The organism is Antarctobacter aquimaris, assembly GCF_900184945.1.
GTDB lineage: Bacteria > Pseudomonadota > Alphaproteobacteria > Rhodobacterales > Rhodobacteraceae > Maliponia > Maliponia aquimaris.
On sequence record NZ_FXYF01000015.1, the window covers coordinates 1 to 11536 of the forward strand.

An 11536-nucleotide genomic window follows, 5' to 3' on the forward strand; every position below is an offset into this window, starting at 1 on the left:
TGCCGTATTTGGGCGCCATGGCCCAGATCATGGTCCGGCGCAGGAGCCGCCATCCGGGAACGGACTGGCCGTCGCGGAAGCTGGCAACCAAGGAGACGAGGGTCGTCGCGATAGCCTTGGCGAACCGGTCGTGCCGCAAGGCCGCGACGAAGGTCTGGGTGCGCCAGTGGCCGAACGGTGCGTGATCGACCAGGCGCTGCCCGCGCGGGGCCCGGCCGGTGGTCTTGGCCATGTTGGTCTTGACCGAGGTTTCGTCGACAAATGCCAGCCGTTCCAGGTGGTTGGCCATGAAGGGTTGGCGCCTTGCGATCCAGACGTGGCGCTGCCCGGCCACATCTTTGCGCGTCTGCTCAAGCGCCTGAAGGTCTTTTCTTGTGCGTCATCCCGAGCCCATGCAGGGCGCGCCAGACGGTGCCGCGGTGAACGTCGATGCCATGGACCTCGGCCAGTTCCACGGTCAGTTCGTCGAGCGTGATCTCACCCCTGGCGGCGACGCGGGCCTCGATCCAACCGGTTACGCCCGCCAGCTTGCCATGCCCGCCGCCATTCCCCTGCCGCCGTGGTGCCAGAGACCCGGTTTCGCGGCGCAGCTTGACCAACTCGTTGACGAATTTCGGCGACAGCCGGAAGTGCCGCGCCGCCTCGCGGTGCCCGTGACCCTCGTCTACATACGCGACAACCCGCGTTCGGAGCTCTATCGGATGTGGTTTGCCCATCGGTGACCCCCATATCTGCCTCAACAGCAGGGAACCACATCGCCATCAATCTGGGAATCCTGAATCGGATAACCTGCAACACGCTCTAGAGCGCGCCTCCGGCTTCTTCTCTGTAAAAATACCTCCGGGGGAGTCGCCCGCAGGGCGATGGGGGCAGCGCCCCCCGCACCGGAATGAGAAAAGCCGCGTCACCGCGGCTTTTCCCGATCTTTCAAGACCTGTCAAAAAGGCGATCAGTTCAGCGCCGCATCCGTGATCGCATGTGTCCAGGCGCCTTCCGGGGCCTTGGTGATCACCGGGTCCGAACCGCCCGCCAGCAGCGTGTCGACAGTGCGCTGGTAGTCGGCCGGGTCCAGCGCGCCGTTCGAACCGGCGGTCAGCTTGGCCACCTCGCCCATCATCCGCACCTGGTGCGCCTCGGTCTGCGCGCCGGTCTCGTCATAGTCCAGCACGATCATCGCCGCGTCGGTCGGGTTCTCCTCGGCCCATTTCCAGCCCTTCATCGAGGCCGCGACAAAGCGGCTCATCTTCTCGACAAAGGCCGGGTCCGACAGGTTCTGTTCCAGAACGTAGAGCCCGTCCTCCATCGTCGCCACGCCCTGGTCCTGGTACTTGAAGGTCACCAGTTCCTCCGGCGTCACGCCGGCGTCGATCACCTGCCAGTACTCGTTGTAGGTCATGGTGCTGATGCAATCCGCCTGGCGCTGGATCAGCGGGTCGACGTTGAAGCCCTGCTTGAGCACCTCGACCGACCCCTCCATCTTGCCCTCGGTCTTGATGCCGAGGCTGCTCATCCACGACAGGAAGGGATACTCGTTGCCGAAGAACCACACGCCCAGCGTGCGGTTGTCGAGGTCGGCGGGGGTCTCGATCCCGGCGTCCTTCCAGCAGGTCAGCATCATGCCCGACGACTTGAACGGTTGCGCGATGTTGACCAACGGCAGGCCGTTTTCCCGCGCGGCCAGAGCCGCCGGCATCCATTCCACGACAACGTCGGCGCCGCCGCCGGCGATCACCTGCGTCGGCGCGATGTCCGGGCCGCCCGGCAGGATCGTCACGTCCAGCCCGGCTTCGTCGTAGTATCCGTTCTCGAGCGCCACGTAGTAGCCCGCGAACTGCGCCTGGGTGACCCATTTCAGTTGCAGGGTCACTTCGTCCGCCGCCAGTGCCGGGGACGCGAGTCCCAGGGCCGTCACGGCGGCGATCCATGTCTGTTTCATCTCAGTACCTCCTTGGTGTCTTGTCGTATCGCCCGGTTTCCCCGGGCCGGTTATCGGCCGCCCCGGAACGAGGCGTGCCAGAATGTCATGCGGCGCTCGGCCAGGGCGACGAGGCCATAGAACGCCGTCCCCGACAGCGCCGCCACCAGGATGGCCGACCAGACCATCCCGAGGTCAAGCTGCCCGATGCTGGTCGAGATGCGGAACCCCAGGCCCAGAGTCGGGCTGCCGAAGAATTCCGCCACGATGGCCCCGATCAGCGCCAGCGTCGAGGAAATCTTGAGCCCGTTGAAGATGAAGGGCAGGGCGGCAGGCAGCCGCAGTTTCAGCAGCGTCTGACCCCATGACGCGGCATAGGTGCGCATCAGGTCGCGCTGCATCGCCTTGGTGTCCGACAGCCCCGCCACGGTGTTCACCAGCATGGGAAAGAACACCATCAGAACGACCACCGCCGCCTTGGACTGCCAGCCAAATCCGAACCACATCACCAGGATCGGCGCGGTGCCGACGATGGGCAGCGCCGCCATGAAGTTGCCCAACGGGAGCAGGCCTCGGCGCAGGTACTCGGACCGGTCGACCAGCAGCGCGGTCAGGAAGGCCGCGCCGCAGCCGATCACGTAGCCCGACACCGCGCCCTTGAGGATGGTCTGCACGAAATCGCCCCACAGCAGCGGCAGGTTGGCGGCAAAGCTGGCCGCGATCTGCGAGGGCGGCGGCAGGATCACCGTCGGCACCGCCAGCCCGCGCACCACCAGTTCCCAGACCCCCAGCACCGTCGCGCCAAAGATCAGCGGTACGGCCAGCTTCACGGCGCCGGTGTCGCGCGCGGGCCCGTTCGCCAGCACCACGTTCAGCCCCCAGCCGGCAACCCAGAGCAGTAGGGCAAGGATCACCAGCGTCATGGCATCATCCCCATCTTGCGCAGCGTCCGCCGCTCGATCCAGGCGATCAGGTAGACCAGCACCGCCGCCAGCGCCGCCGCCATCAGCAGCGCGGCCCAGATCTGCGAGGTCTGTCCATAGTAGCTGCCCGCCAGCATCCGCGCGCCCAGGCCGCCCTTCTGCACCGGCAATTCGCCGACGATGGCGCCGACCAGGCTGGCCGCGATGCCGATCTTGAGCGAGGCGAACAGGTAGGGGATCGACGAGGGCAGGCGCAGCTTCCACAGCACCGAGGAGGTCGGCGCGCTGTAGGTGCGCATCAGGTCCATCTGCATGGCGTCCGGCGCGCGCAGCCCCTTCACCATGCCCACCACCACCGGAAAGAACGACAGGTAGGCCGAGATCACCGCCTTGGGGATCAGCCCCTGCACGCCGATGGAATAGAGCACCACGATGATCATCGGCGCCAGCGCGACGATGGGGATGGTCTGGCTGACGATGGCCCAGGGCATCACGCTCATGTCCATGACGCGGCTGTGCACGATGCCGACGGCCAGCAGGATGCCCAGCCCGGTGCCGATCAGGAAACCCACGAAGGTCGCGTTCAGCGTCACCACCGCGTGGTAGACCAGCGACCGGTTCGACAGACTGCCCGACTGCACGATGCCGCGCCTTCCGTAGAGCTCTTCGCCGATGGTCGAGTCGTAGAGTTCCGCCAGCACCTGGTGCGGTGCGGGCAGCTTGGCGCGTTCCAGGCTCCAGCTGTCGCCCAGCGCGCCCGGGTTGCGCAGCACCAGCGCCCAGTGGCCCATGTCGCGCCGTTCGACCGCCGAGGGGGGCGAGATTTCGGCCCCCGCCCGTTCGGCCTGCGTCAGCACTTCCTTGACGTTCATCGGCACCACGGCGACGTACCACAGCGCGATCAGCGCCAGGATCACGCCCAGGACGGGGGGCAACAGGTAGCGGCGTCTCGTCATGCCTCGCCTCCAGCGCGGCGCCATTCCATGCGCAGCATCTCCGGTTCGCCGATGCTGGGAGGCGGAAGGCGGTCGACGACCGCAAAACCCTCGCGCAGATAAAAGGCCTGCGCGCGGATGTTGGGGACAAAGACCGTCAGCCAGAGGAAATTGCGCCCCTGCTTGGCCAGGTCCATCAACGCCCGCCCGATCCCCTTGCCCCGTCGCGTCAGGTAGATCGCGCCGATCTTGCGCTCGGCCGGGTCGATGGACATGTAGCCCTCGACCGGGTCGCCCACGACCCAGATTTCGCGGGCGTCAAACACCTCCTGCATCATCGGCAGGACCCTGTCCTCGGTGGCGTGGCCCGGCATGTAGGGCGTCTCGCGCTCCCAGTCGCAGACGATCCGGGTGCAGGCGGGAAGGTCGTCGGGGGTGGCGCGGCGGATGGGCGGGGTCATGCGGTCTGTCTCCGGCTCAGCCGCCAGGCCCCCGCCAGCGCCAGCAGGGCCAGCGCCCCGGTGATCCACATCACCCGGCGCGCGGCGGGGCAGGTGCCTTCATAGCGGAACTGGCGGCACTCAGGGGTCTGCGTTTCACCCAGCGCCGCGCCGAACGGCACGATCTGCGCGGCGGCGAACACCAGCAGCACCAGCATCGCCGTGCGTCTCATTCCTGATACCCCGCGCGCAGCCCCTCGCGCACGCGGTGGGCGATCTCGATGAATTCGGGCGTGTCGCGGATGTCCAGCGGGCGTTCCCTGGGCAGGGGGCTTTCGATCACGTCGGTGATCCGGCCGGGGCGCGGCGACATCACCACGATGTGCGTGGACAGGTATACCGCCTCGGGGATCGAGTGGGTGACAAAGCCGATGGTCTTTTCCGTCCGCCGCCAAAGCCGCAGCAGTTCCTCGTTCAGCCGGTCGCGCACGATCTCGTCCAGCGCGCCAAAGGGTTCGTCCATCAGCAGCAGGTCGGCGTCAAAGGCCAGCGCGCGGGCAATGGACGCACGCTGCTGCATCCCGCCCGACAGCTGCCAGGGAAACTTGTTTTCAAAGCCCGAGAGTTCCACCAGCTCCAGCACCCGCGCGATGCGGTCATTCTGCTCGGCCCGGGAAAAGCCCATGATCTCCAGCGGCAGCGCGATGTTGCGCCCGATGGTGCGCCAGGGATACAGCCCCGCCGCCTGGAACACGTAGCCATAGGCGCGTTTGCGCCGCGCCTCGTCGGGTGTCATGCCGTTGACGGTCAGCGTGCCGCCGGTGGGATGCTCCAGCGCCGCGATGCACCGCAAAAATGTGGTCTTGCCGCAGCCCGACGGCCCGATGAAGCTGACAAAGGACCCCCTGGCGATGTCCAGCGTGATGCCCTTCAGCGCGTGCACCGGGCCGTCGCCGGTCTGGAACGTCAGGTCCAGGTGGTCGGCGCGGATGACCGGGGCAGTGTCCTGGGCTAGGCTGGTGTCATTCATGACGGGGAGTGAATTCATGGCGGACTGTGTCAAGCTGCGGCCCGAGGGAACGTACCAGGGCAAGCAGGGCTTTTCCTATTTCGAGGGGATTGCGAAGGAGACGGTGGGGTCGTCCGGTGTCTGCATGCACCTTCTGACCGTGCCGCCGGGCGGCCGCGCCAGGGCGCACAAGCACGAGACGCATGAAACCGCGATCTACGTGATTTCCGGCGCCGCCAGGATGTACTGGGGCGACCGGCTGGAGCATTGCATGGAGATCGGTGCCGGGGACATGATTTACATCCCCGCCGACGTGCCGCACCTGCCGTTCAACGACGGCGACGTGCCGGCCGTCGCGGTCATCGCCCGCACCGACCCGCACGAGCAAGAGTCGGTGGTCCTGCTGCCCGAGCTGGAGGCGCTGGTTCCGCGCTGACCGGCTCATGCGACGGCCCTCCGGGCGGCGATGATCTCGTCGCACAGCAGGTCGACGTCGTCCCGGGTGGTGGCGTAGTTGCTGATCGAGATGCGGATGATCTGGCGGCCCTGCCAGGTGCCGTGGCTGGGATAGACCCGCCCGTTGGCCTGCACCCGGGCCAGCGTGGCCTTTGTCAGGTCGTCGCTGCCGCAGGACACGGCAACCTGGTTCGACACCACGCTGTTCAGCACCTCGATGCCGGGGCTTGCGGTGAGGCGGGACGCGACATGCCTGGCCAGGTCGCAATGGCCCTGAACCAGGGCGCGCACGCCGGCACGCCCCAGGTGGCGCAGGATCGCGTAGCTGGGCACGCCGCGCGCCCGGCGGCTGAGTTCCAGCGTGGAATCCGATGGCTCCCAGGTGTCGGACTGGTCCGGCAGGTAGGCGCCGCGCGCGGTCATCGCCTCGACCAGCGTGTCGCGCCGCCGCACGATGCACAGCCCCGCATCATAGGGCGCGCTCAGCCACTTGTGCAGGTCGACCGCCCAGCTGTCCGCCGCCTCGACACCTTCCAGCCGGTCGCGCAGGGCGGGCACCGCCCGCAGCCACAGGCCGAATGCGCCGTCGACATGCACCCAGCCGCCCTTGGCGTGGACGGCTGGGATGATCTCGGCGAAGGGATCGAAGGCGCCGGTGTTGATCTGCCCGGCTTGCAGGATGACGAGGGGGGGCGCCGCGCAGTCCTCCAGCGACGCCAGCAGCGCGTCGACCTTGATGCGGCCCTCGGCGTCGGTCGCGATCCGGGTGGCTCGCCCGGCCCCCAGCCCGGCATAGCGCAGCCCGGCCAACGGGGCGGAATGCGCATCTTCGCCGATCAGCACCGGGAACTCCGGCGCGCCGAACAGCCCCTTGTCCTCGACATCCCATCCTTGCGCCGCAAGCAGGGCGTGGCGCGCGGCCATGATGGCCTGAGTGTTGGCCACCGTCGCGCCCGAAACGATGCCGACCCCGGCATCGCGCGGCAGATCCAGCAGGTCCAGGCACCAGTGGCAGACGCATTGTTCCATCGCCGCCACCGACGGCGATTCCCAGGACGAGGCGCTGTTCTGCCCCCAGGCGGAGACCATGAAATCGGCGGCCACGCCCACCGGCATCGACCCGCCGCAGACATAGCCGAAGAACCGGCCGGAGGCATGGGCGTGCACCCCGGGTTCGGCATCGTCGACCATCCGGGTCAGCACCGCATCGGCGGGGCTGCCGTGGTCCGGCAGATCGCCCTGGAACCGGCCCGCGATGGCATCGGGGCGCAGGGCAGGGATCGCCGGCGCGCGGTGCAGCCCGGCACGAAAGGCCACCGCCCGCCGTCCCGCCGCCTCCATCGCGCGCCGTTCCTCGTCTGTCAGCCCCATGGCCGCGATCCTCGCTGCGTCGTTCCGGCTGTCACACCCCGCTGGCCGGGATGCCGGTCCGTTCCACCGGGCGCGGCGCGGTCAGCTCTTTCCAGGTGCTCAGCGCCCTGTTGGTCGGCGTCGCGCCCTTGCGCGCCACGAACTGGCCGTGTCCCTCGCGGCTCCGCAGCTCGCCGTCAAGCACCGCCACGTGTCCGCGCGTCAGGGTAAAGCGCGGCAGGCCCTTCACCTTGTGCCCTTCGAAGACGTTGTAGTCGATGGCCGAGACCTGTTTGGCCGCGGTGATGGTCTTTTCCTTCTCGGGGTCCCAGACCACGATATCGGCGTCAGACCCGACCCGAATCGCGCCTTTGCGCGGGTAGCAGTTCAGCACCTTGGCGATATTGGTCGAGGTCACGGCGACGAACTCCTCGGGCGTCAGCCGCCCGGTCGCCACGCCATGCGTCCAGAGCATCGGCATCCGGTCCTCGAGGCCCCCGGTGCCGTTCGGGATCTTGGTGAAATCGCCGACGCCATAGCGCTTTTGCTCGGTGGTAAAGGCGCAGTGGTCCGTCGCCACGACGCTCAAGGACCCGGACATCAGCCCGGCCCAGAGGCTCTCTTGATGCTTGGCATTGCGGAAGGGCGGGGACATCACGCGGCGCGCGGCATGGTCCCAGTCCTTGTTCATGTATTCGCTGTCGTCCAGCGTCAGGTGCTGGATCAGCGGCTCGCCCCAGACGCGCTTGCCCTGCTGGCGGGCGCGGCGGATGGCCTCGTGCGCCTCCTCGCAGGATACGTGCACGATATAAAGCGGCACGCCCGCCATGTCGGCGATCATGATGGCGCGGTTGGCGGCCTCGCCCTCGACCTGCGGCGGGCGGGAATAGGCGTGCGCCTCGGGGCCGGTGTTGCCCTCGGCCATCAGCTTGGCCTGCAGTTCGGCGACGACATCGCCATTCTCGGCGTGGACCATGGCGATGCCGCCCAACTCGGCCAGGCGCTTGAAGCTGGCGAACATCTCGTCGTCCTGCACCATCAGCGCGCCCTTGTAGGCCATGAAGTGCTTGAAGGTGGTGATGCCGCGATCCTCGATCACCGTCTTCATCTCGTTGAAGACCTGCTCGCCCCACCAGGTCACCGCCATGTGAAAGCTGTAGTCGCAATGCGCGCGGGTCGACTTGTTGTCCCACATCTGCAGCGCGTCGAGCAGCCCCTGGCCGGGGGAGGGCAGGGCGAAGTCGACCACCATGGTGGTCCCGCCCGAAAGCGCCGCGCGCGTGCCGGAGTCGAAATCGTCGCTGGAATAGGTGCCCATGAAGGGCATCTCCAGGTGCGTGTGCGGGTCGATGCCGCCCGGCATGACATAGCATCCGGTGGCGTCGAGCGTCTCGTCTCCCTTGAGGTTGTCGCCGATCTCGACGATCTTGCCGCCGTCGATCAGGACGTCGGCCTTCCAGCTCAGATCCGCCGTGACGACGGTGCCGTTCTTGATGACTGTGGTCATGGCTCAGCTCCCCTTGCAATTCTGAAACAGTATGTCGGCCGTCGGGCCTGTATCCGGAACCGATGCGCGTGAGACCAGAACGGTGCATTCCCCGCCATCGCGCAATGCCCAGGTCTTCGGGTTTCCCTGCACCAGCGATTTCATTTCCGTGCCGAGTGTCGTGTCGATCCGGTTTGGGTTCACGACGACGAACACGGATGTTACGCCCGTTTCGCAGTTCTGCTTGACGTTGTCCTGCGCGGTGACCGTGAAACTCGTGCCGTTGGGCACGCAGCCCGCACCGCCCGCAACCTCCAGCGCGAAAGGCAACAAGGCATCGATCCGGTCATAGTCACGGGTCGCGACGGCCTCAGACAACTCAGCCAGTTTCGCGCGGCTTTCCTCGGAAAAGACGGCTGTGACCGAGGGTTCGGCGATGACCTGGTTCAGTTTGGCCAGAGCGTCTTCGGCCACTGCAAGTTGCGCACGCCCTTCCGAAACGCCTTCATCGTACCGCGTGCTGCCTGTCAGTGCTTGCCCCAACGCGAATCCGGCAGCAAGGCAGCCGATCGCGGAGGCGATATTGCCGAACGTCAAAAGACCGGACATGAGCCCCCCATCGTCACGCGTCTCACTCCACGATCTCCGCCGTCTCCACCACCGCGTGGAACAGCACGTCCGCCCCCGCCTTGGCCCAGTCCTTGCTGATCTCCTCGGCCTCGTTGTGCGACAGCCCGTCGACGCAGGGGCACATCACCATGGCCGTCGGCGCCACCCGGTTGATCCAGCAGGCGTCGTGCCCCGCGCCCGAGATGATGTTGCGGTGCGTGTACCCCAGCCGTTCCGCCGCGTCCCGGATCGCGCCGACGCAGCCCGCGTCGAACTCCACCGGGTCGAACCCGCCGACCTTCTCGAACTCCACCGTCAGGCCCATGTCGGCGCAGATCTCCTCGGCCGCCACCTTCAGCCGCGCCTCCATGTCGCGGATCACCGCCAGCTCGGGCGAACGGAAGTCGACCGTGAACACCACCTTGCCGGGGATCACGTTGCGCGAGTTGGGGTAGACGTCGATGTGCCCCGCAGCACCCACCGCGTGGGGCGCGTGCGACAGCGCGATTTCCTCGACCTTTTCCAGGATGCGCGCCATACCGAGGCCCGCGTTGCGCCGCATCGGCATCGGGGTCGAGCCGGTGTGCGCGTCCTTGCCGGTCACCGTCAGCTGCGTCCAGGACAGCCCCTGCCCATGGGTGACCACGCCGATATCGACGCCCTCGGCCTCGAGGATCGGCCCCTGCTCGATGTGCAGCTCGAAAAAGGCGTGCATCTTGCGCGCGCCCACTTCTTCGTCACCGCGCCAGCCGATCCGCTGCAACTCGTCGCCAAACGCCTTGCCCTCGGCATCCTTGCGCGCGTAGGCCCAGTCCTGCGTGTGCACCCCGGCAAAGACGCCCGACGACAGCATCGCCGGGGCATAGCGCGTGCCTTCCTCGTTGGTCCAGTTGGTCACCACGATCGGGTGCCTGGTCTTGATCCCGAGATCGTTCAGCGAGCGGATCACCTCCAGCCCGCCCAGCACGCCCAGCACGCCGTCGTACTTGCCCCCCGTGGGCTGCGTGTCGAGGTGCGAGCCGACGTAGACCGGCAGGGCATCCGGGTCGGTGCCCTCGCGCCGGGCGAACATGTTGCCCATCTGGTCCAGCCCCATGGTACAGCCGGCCTCAAGACACCATTTCTGGAACAGCGCGCGCCCCTCGCCATCGGCATCCGTCAGGGTCTGGCGGTTGTTGCCGCCCGCCACGCCCGGTCCGATCCTGGCCATCTCCATCAGGCTGTCCCACAGCCGGTCCCCGTTGACGGTCATGTTTGCGGCAGGTGCGGCCATGGCGTGTCTCCCCGTGCTGAACCCGTCCGGTGCGGGCGCTTTCCGATTTGACCATCCGGTCAAAAGCACGCTACCAGAGGGGAAAGGTCAGTCAAGCGCCGTGCCGTCGATTCCGGCAGGTGCACCGGAATGAGGCAGTCGGCGAGGGGCCATGACGGGAAAAGCGGCACCGGAACCAGCGGCAGGCGCACCCCCGCAGACCCGCATCCAGAAGGCCAAGCGCGAGGCCATCCTCGAGGCCGGGCTGACCGTCTTTGCCGAGGCCGGTTTCCCCGGCGCCACGCTGGACCGCATCGCCACCGAGGCCGGGCTGTCAAAGCCCAACCTGCTTTACTACTACCCCTCCAAGGAGGCGATCTACGACGCGCTCCTGCAAGACCTTCTGCAAACCTGGCTCGACCCCCTGCGCGATCTCGACCCCAAAGGCGAGCCGGTCGACGAGATCCTTGCTTACGTGGTGCGCAAGCTGCAGATGTCGCGCGACTATCCGCGCGAAAGCCGGCTGTTCGCGAACGAGATCCTCCAGGGCGCGCCGCAGATCCGCCCGGTGCTGGAGGGCGCGTTGCGCGACCTTGTGGACCAGACCGCACGGGTGTTCGACGGCTGGATCGCCGAGGGCCGCCTTGCCCCGGTCGATGCGCGCCACCTGCTTTTCTCGATCTGGTCGCTGACCCAGCATTACGCCGATTTCGACGTGCAGGTGCAGGCAGTGCTGGGCGGGCAGGACTTCGACGGTGCCGAGGCGCACCTCGAAACGCTGTTCCGCCGCTGGCTGACGCCTCAGCGCCCGTCCTGATCCGGCCCCCGCCGCCGCGCGCACCAGCGCCGGTATCGGTCCGTCAACTCGGCCTCGCAGACCTTGAAGACCAGCCAGCAGGCCAGCGCCAGCGCGCCCCAGAACGCCAGTTCCGCCACCTGGTACAGCGCACCGTAGCGGACCGCCGTCCAGCCATGCCGCTGAAGGAACGCGGCCCCCGCCATGGCCTGCACGAACAGGTTGACCGAGACGAAGGCGAAACAGGTCGCCACCGCCCCAGCGAGCGCAAAGACCAGCAGCGCCGGCCAGCGGGTGAGGTCGAACAGGGCCATGGCCGCAGCATGCCTGCGCCCGGTTCGGCAGGCAAGCGGGGCGCGCTTGCG

At 67.4% G+C, this 11536-nt stretch carries 14 protein-coding genes and 1 pseudogene; 4 read left to right on the plus strand and 11 right to left on the minus strand.

The window, feature by feature from the left end; genetic code table 11:
- Together MAA8898_RS27330 and MAA8898_RS26870 are read left to right on the plus strand one after the other, a co-directional pair.
- Positions 1 to 185: pseudogene (locus MAA8898_RS27330) on the plus strand (hypothetical protein); the annotation flags it as partial.
- 207 nt (positions 186 to 392) lie between these two features.
- Complete coding sequence (locus MAA8898_RS26870) at positions 393 to 722, plus strand: hypothetical protein (protein WP_245853527.1); 330 nt, start codon at positions 393 to 395, stop codon at positions 720 to 722.
- A gap of 227 nt (positions 723 to 949) precedes the next feature.
- On the opposite strand, the gene MAA8898_RS20650 is transcribed toward MAA8898_RS26870, so the two are convergent.
- Genes MAA8898_RS20650 through MAA8898_RS20675 form a run of 6 tightly spaced genes read right to left on the minus strand, consistent with a single transcriptional unit; the run spans position 950 to position 5261 of the window.
- A complete protein-coding gene (locus MAA8898_RS20650) occupies positions 950 to 1936 on the minus strand; it encodes an ABC transporter substrate-binding protein (protein WP_094022930.1) in 987 nt (328 codons plus the stop codon).
- Positions 1937 to 1986: 50 nt separating this feature from the next.
- Positions 1987 to 2838, minus strand: coding sequence for an ABC transporter permease (locus tag MAA8898_RS20655; protein ID WP_094022931.1), 852 nt, complete (start codon positions 2836 to 2838; stop codon positions 1987 to 1989).
- Positions 2835 to 3794 carry an ABC transporter permease gene (locus tag MAA8898_RS20660; protein ID WP_094023025.1) on the minus strand — a complete coding sequence of 320 codons (960 nt, stop codon included), beginning with the start codon at positions 3792 to 3794 and terminating at the stop codon, positions 2835 to 2837. Before MAA8898_RS20660 ends, MAA8898_RS20655 begins: the two co-directional genes overlap by 4 nt.
- On the minus strand, positions 3791 to 4234 hold the full coding sequence (locus MAA8898_RS20665; RefSeq protein WP_094022932.1) for a GNAT family N-acetyltransferase: 444 nt from the start codon (positions 4232 to 4234) through the stop codon (positions 3791 to 3793). Before MAA8898_RS20665 ends, MAA8898_RS20660 begins: the two co-directional genes overlap by 4 nt.
- Positions 4231 to 4446, minus strand: coding sequence for a hypothetical protein (locus tag MAA8898_RS20670; RefSeq protein ID WP_141194903.1), 216 nt, complete (start codon positions 4444 to 4446; stop codon positions 4231 to 4233). The genes MAA8898_RS20665 and MAA8898_RS20670 overlap by 4 nt, the downstream gene beginning before the upstream one ends.
- Entirely contained in the window at positions 4443 to 5261 is an 819-nt protein-coding gene (locus tag MAA8898_RS20675; protein WP_094022934.1) for an ABC transporter ATP-binding protein, read from the minus strand. The genes MAA8898_RS20670 and MAA8898_RS20675 overlap by 4 nt, the downstream gene beginning before the upstream one ends.
- Here MAA8898_RS20675 and MAA8898_RS20680 point away from each other — a divergent pair.
- Positions 5260 to 5658, plus strand: coding sequence for a cupin domain-containing protein (locus MAA8898_RS20680; protein ID WP_094022935.1), 399 nt, complete (start codon positions 5260 to 5262; stop codon positions 5656 to 5658). The two genes, MAA8898_RS20675 and MAA8898_RS20680, sit on opposite strands and share 2 nt — an antisense overlap.
- A 5-nt stretch (positions 5659 to 5663) precedes the next feature.
- Here the strand turns inward: MAA8898_RS20680 and MAA8898_RS20685 are convergent, their stop codons facing one another.
- From MAA8898_RS20685 to MAA8898_RS20700, 4 genes are read right to left on the minus strand one after another with little or no spacing between them, the layout of a single operon-like run.
- Entirely contained in the window at positions 5664 to 7049 is a 1386-nt protein-coding gene (locus MAA8898_RS20685) for a pyridoxal phosphate-dependent decarboxylase family protein (protein ID WP_094022936.1), read from the minus strand.
- A gap of 31 nt (positions 7050 to 7080) precedes the next feature.
- On the minus strand, positions 7081 to 8535 hold the full coding sequence (hydA, locus tag MAA8898_RS20690; protein WP_094022937.1) for a dihydropyrimidinase: 1455 nt from the start codon (positions 8533 to 8535) through the stop codon (positions 7081 to 7083).
- Positions 8536 to 8538: 3 nt separating this feature from the next.
- Positions 8539 to 9123: a hypothetical protein gene (locus tag MAA8898_RS20695; RefSeq protein ID WP_141194904.1), complete on the minus strand. Its 585-nt coding sequence runs from the start codon at positions 9121 to 9123 to the stop codon at positions 8539 to 8541.
- A 22-nt stretch (positions 9124 to 9145) separates the two neighbouring features.
- Positions 9146 to 10396: a Zn-dependent hydrolase gene (locus MAA8898_RS20700; RefSeq protein ID WP_094022939.1), complete on the minus strand. Its 1251-nt coding sequence runs from the start codon at positions 10394 to 10396 to the stop codon at positions 9146 to 9148.
- A gap of 151 nt (positions 10397 to 10547) precedes the next feature.
- On the opposite strand from MAA8898_RS20700, the gene MAA8898_RS20705 reads away from it, so the two are divergent.
- A complete protein-coding gene (locus MAA8898_RS20705) occupies positions 10548 to 11192 on the plus strand; it encodes a TetR family transcriptional regulator C-terminal domain-containing protein (protein WP_094022940.1) in 645 nt (214 codons plus the stop codon).
- Here the strand turns inward: MAA8898_RS20705 and MAA8898_RS20710 are convergent.
- Positions 11177 to 11485, minus strand: coding sequence for a hypothetical protein (locus MAA8898_RS20710; RefSeq protein ID WP_094022941.1), 309 nt, complete (start codon positions 11483 to 11485; stop codon positions 11177 to 11179). The two genes, MAA8898_RS20705 and MAA8898_RS20710, sit on opposite strands and share 16 nt — an antisense overlap.
- Positions 11486 to 11536 lie beyond the last annotated feature (51 nt).

Coding starts and splice junctions, on each gene's coding strand:
- MAA8898_RS26870 (WP_245853527.1), top strand. CDS start 393: ATGCAGGGCGCGCCAGACGGTGCCGCGGTGAACGTCGATGCCATGGAC.
- MAA8898_RS20650 (WP_094022930.1), bottom strand. CDS start 1,936: ATGAAACAGACATGGATCGCCGCCGTGACGGCCCTGGGACTCGCGTCC.
- MAA8898_RS20655 (WP_094022931.1), bottom strand. CDS start 2,838: ATGACGCTGGTGATCCTTGCCCTACTGCTCTGGGTTGCCGGCTGGGGG.
- MAA8898_RS20660 (WP_094023025.1), bottom strand. CDS start 3,794: ATGACGAGACGCCGCTACCTGTTGCCCCCCGTCCTGGGCGTGATCCTG.
- MAA8898_RS20665 (WP_094022932.1), bottom strand. CDS start 4,234: ATGACCCCGCCCATCCGCCGCGCCACCCCCGACGACCTTCCCGCCTGC.
- MAA8898_RS20670 (WP_141194903.1), bottom strand. CDS start 4,446: ATGAGACGCACGGCGATGCTGGTGCTGCTGGTGTTCGCCGCCGCGCAG.
- MAA8898_RS20680 (WP_094022935.1), top strand. CDS start 5,260: ATGGCGGACTGTGTCAAGCTGCGGCCCGAGGGAACGTACCAGGGCAAG.
- MAA8898_RS20675 (WP_094022934.1), bottom strand. CDS start 5,261: ATGAATTCACTCCCCGTCATGAATGACACCAGCCTAGCCCAGGACACT.
- MAA8898_RS20685 (WP_094022936.1), bottom strand. CDS start 7,049: ATGGGGCTGACAGACGAGGAACGGCGCGCGATGGAGGCGGCGGGACGG.
- hydA (WP_094022937.1), bottom strand. CDS start 8,535: ATGACCACAGTCATCAAGAACGGCACCGTCGTCACGGCGGATCTGAGC.
- MAA8898_RS20695 (WP_141194904.1), bottom strand. CDS start 9,123: ATGTCCGGTCTTTTGACGTTCGGCAATATCGCCTCCGCGATCGGCTGC.
- MAA8898_RS20700 (WP_094022939.1), bottom strand. CDS start 10,396: ATGGCCGCACCTGCCGCAAACATGACCGTCAACGGGGACCGGCTGTGG.
- MAA8898_RS20705 (WP_094022940.1), top strand. CDS start 10,548: ATGACGGGAAAAGCGGCACCGGAACCAGCGGCAGGCGCACCCCCGCAG.
- MAA8898_RS20710 (WP_094022941.1), bottom strand. CDS start 11,485: ATGGCCCTGTTCGACCTCACCCGCTGGCCGGCGCTGCTGGTCTTTGCG.